3 protein-coding genes are annotated in these 2,540 nt (G+C 46.5%); all 3 read right to left on the bottom strand.

Annotated features, from left to right (window positions below):
* Positions 1 to 152 precede the first annotated feature (152 nt).
* Positions 153 to 866, bottom strand: a complete 714-nt coding sequence (locus tag IQ242_RS22205; RefSeq protein ID WP_193961435.1) for a biotin--[acetyl-CoA-carboxylase] ligase — start codon at positions 864 to 866, stop codon at positions 153 to 155.
* Between the two features lie 104 nt (positions 867 to 970).
* Positions 971 to 1,615 carry a histidine phosphatase family protein gene (locus tag IQ242_RS22200; RefSeq protein ID WP_002759710.1) on the bottom strand — a complete coding sequence of 215 codons (645 nt, stop codon included), beginning with the start codon at positions 1,613 to 1,615 and terminating at the stop codon, positions 971 to 973.
* A 49-nt stretch (positions 1,616 to 1,664) separates the two neighbouring features.
* On the bottom strand, positions 1,665 to 2,303 hold the full coding sequence (locus IQ242_RS22195) for a histidine phosphatase family protein (protein ID WP_002765894.1): 639 nt from the start codon (positions 2,301 to 2,303) through the stop codon (positions 1,665 to 1,667).
* Positions 2,304 to 2,540: the final 237 nt, after the last annotated feature.

Raw genomic sequence — 2,540 nt, 5'->3', positions numbered from 1 at the left:
AGAGTAATCAGACCGCTGATTACTAAACCGAGACCACTGCATAAACTCAGCTTCTTTTTTAAGGATTTTCCTAGAAAAAGTTTCAATATCACCGATGAAGGATACATAGGGCGGCCTCACTTCTCACAGTTTAGTCAAAAAAATATTTAGACTCAATTATAGCCGAGACTAACCCTACCGGCCGGTATATAAATTTCGCTACTGGCATTGTCCGAAGTGAGTTTAACTTTTAATTCCCCTCGATCGCTTACCCCGGTTATTATGCCCTGATAGCCCTCGAAAGCTATCTTTTGACCAAAATTAGCAAAAAGTTCTAAATAGGAGGCTAATAGGGCTTTTATGCCGTGATGACAGTAATATTCATAGCCGTATAGGATAGCATCGCTGGTGAGAGAAGTTAACTGAGCGATCGAGGTGATTTTATTGTCGGCCAAAGCTTGTAAATTAATGCCGGTGGGGGGGACGGGATTAGTCCAATTGAGGCCCACTCCGATGACTGCTTGCGGGATGTTTTGACCCTGAATACGGGTTTCTAGGTTAATTCCCCCTAGTTTGCGCCCTAGTAATACTAAATCATTCGGCCATTTGATTTTAACGGGTATTTCTTGACAATTGAGGTGATGAGCGATGCCCCAAACTGTAGCGAGAACGAGATGGGCAGATTTATCCACCTCTAAATCCAGATTTAACGCCAAAGATAAATATAATCCTCCCGGTTCAGAAATCCATTCCCGTCCCCATTGTCCTCTCCCAGCACTTTGTTGACTAGCAGTCACCACAAAAGGCGGATTTTCCCCCGACTCTAATAATTGCCATGCTTTAGTATTAGTGGAAGGTAATAGCTCAAAGTGATGGATTTTGATCATAAATTGGAAGTGGGGAGTATTTTCAGTAAACAGTAAACAGTAATCAGTGACCTGAAAACTCACATCTGATAACTGATAACTGATCACTGATCACTGATCACTGATTAGGTGCAAGGAAGAGAACGCAGGTACTCACTGAGGTGGGAACGTAAACCGATGCCATGGAAAAGCGGGCCACGACTGCCTAATTCGACGATACTGACGGCGGCCACGGGCATTTCAAATCGATCGCGATAACGGCCCACATCGATACCCATCAGACTACAGAGCATGATCCGGATGGTGGCCTTGTGGGAAACAATCAGGATATTGCCATCACTGTGGGTGTGTTCAATTTCCTCCAAAACGGCCGCCGAACGACGGGCGATATCGATCCCCCTTTCTCCGTTGGGGGGAGCATTCCAAGCCGGATCCGTCAACCAGCGTACATAGAGATCATGATATTGGCGATCGATATCGTTGGGGTGCATACCTTCCCAAAGACCATAACCGATCTCTTGTAATCCCTGGCGGATTTCTAATTTCAGTCCTACCGCTTCACAGAGGGGTTTAGCGGTTTGAATAGCTCTTTGGAGGGGACTGACGTAGGCCGCGCGCCAAGGTAAAGAACGATAGACATCGGCGAATTCTTCCGCCATTTCGATGCCTTCGGCAGTCAAACCGGGATCATTTTCTGGAGTACCACAGTATCCTCCCGTTTTGCTATAGGCTGTCTGTCCGTGTCGTAGAAAATATAACATCAAGCACATAGTTTTTCAGGAGACCAAATCCGGGGTTTCCCTGGTTGCTGTTGACTGGTTAGGTTCCCGCTCGGGAGCGCAGGTCATTGCGGATGTGAGAGCGATCGCCCATAACTTGAAAGAGGGGACCATGTTCGGCTAATTCGACGATCGTTACCGAGGCCACGGGCATGGCAATTCGATCGCGATAACGGCCGATATCAATGCCTAAAAGAGAACATAACACGATTCGGATCGTTGCTTTATGGGAAACGATCAAAATATGGCCATCATCGTGATGATGGTCGATTTCCTCTAATACTTCCGAACTACGACGAGCGATATCGATGCCTTTTTCGCCCCCCGTGGGAGAATTCCAGCCCGGATCTGCTAACCAGCGCACATAATCATCATGAAACTCCCGATTAACCTCAGCTGCGGTTTTTCCCTCCCATTGGCCGTAGGCAATCTCTTTTAATCCTTCCCGTTTGTGGATGGGAATACCTAAGAGTTCGCTTAAAGGGGTGGCCGTGGCCATGGTGCGCTTGAGGGGACTAGAATAGATACCTGTCCAAGGCACATCTCGATAGGCAAGGGCGAAATCCTTGGCCATTTCATAGCCGGCCGGGGTTAGTTCCAAGTCTAATCGACCGCAAAAACTACCCGTTTGACTGGCTGTGGTTTCGCCATGACGCAAAAAGTAAAGTTTTAGACTCATTTTTTAGGTTCCTCTTAATATTTGTGACTCTCTCCCACCTATAGTGATACTAAATCTTGTTTAAAAAGTACAGGAGAGCAGGGAGCGGGGAGAAACAATTTAAGCTGTTCGTAATTTAAATTGCTTGTTGAGATCAGGCGGTCGGCAGGGGGCGGTCGGCGGTCGGAAAAATCGAATATGCAATTTAGATTCAAAACAGCTTAGTTGTAAAATATCTACATCTATCAGCCACTTATC

It is taken from the genome of Microcystis sp. LEGE 08355 (genome assembly GCF_015207185.1).
GTDB lineage: Bacteria > Cyanobacteriota > Cyanobacteriia > Cyanobacteriales > Microcystaceae > Microcystis > Microcystis panniformis.
This window is presented reverse-complemented; position numbering and strand designations above follow the sequence as displayed.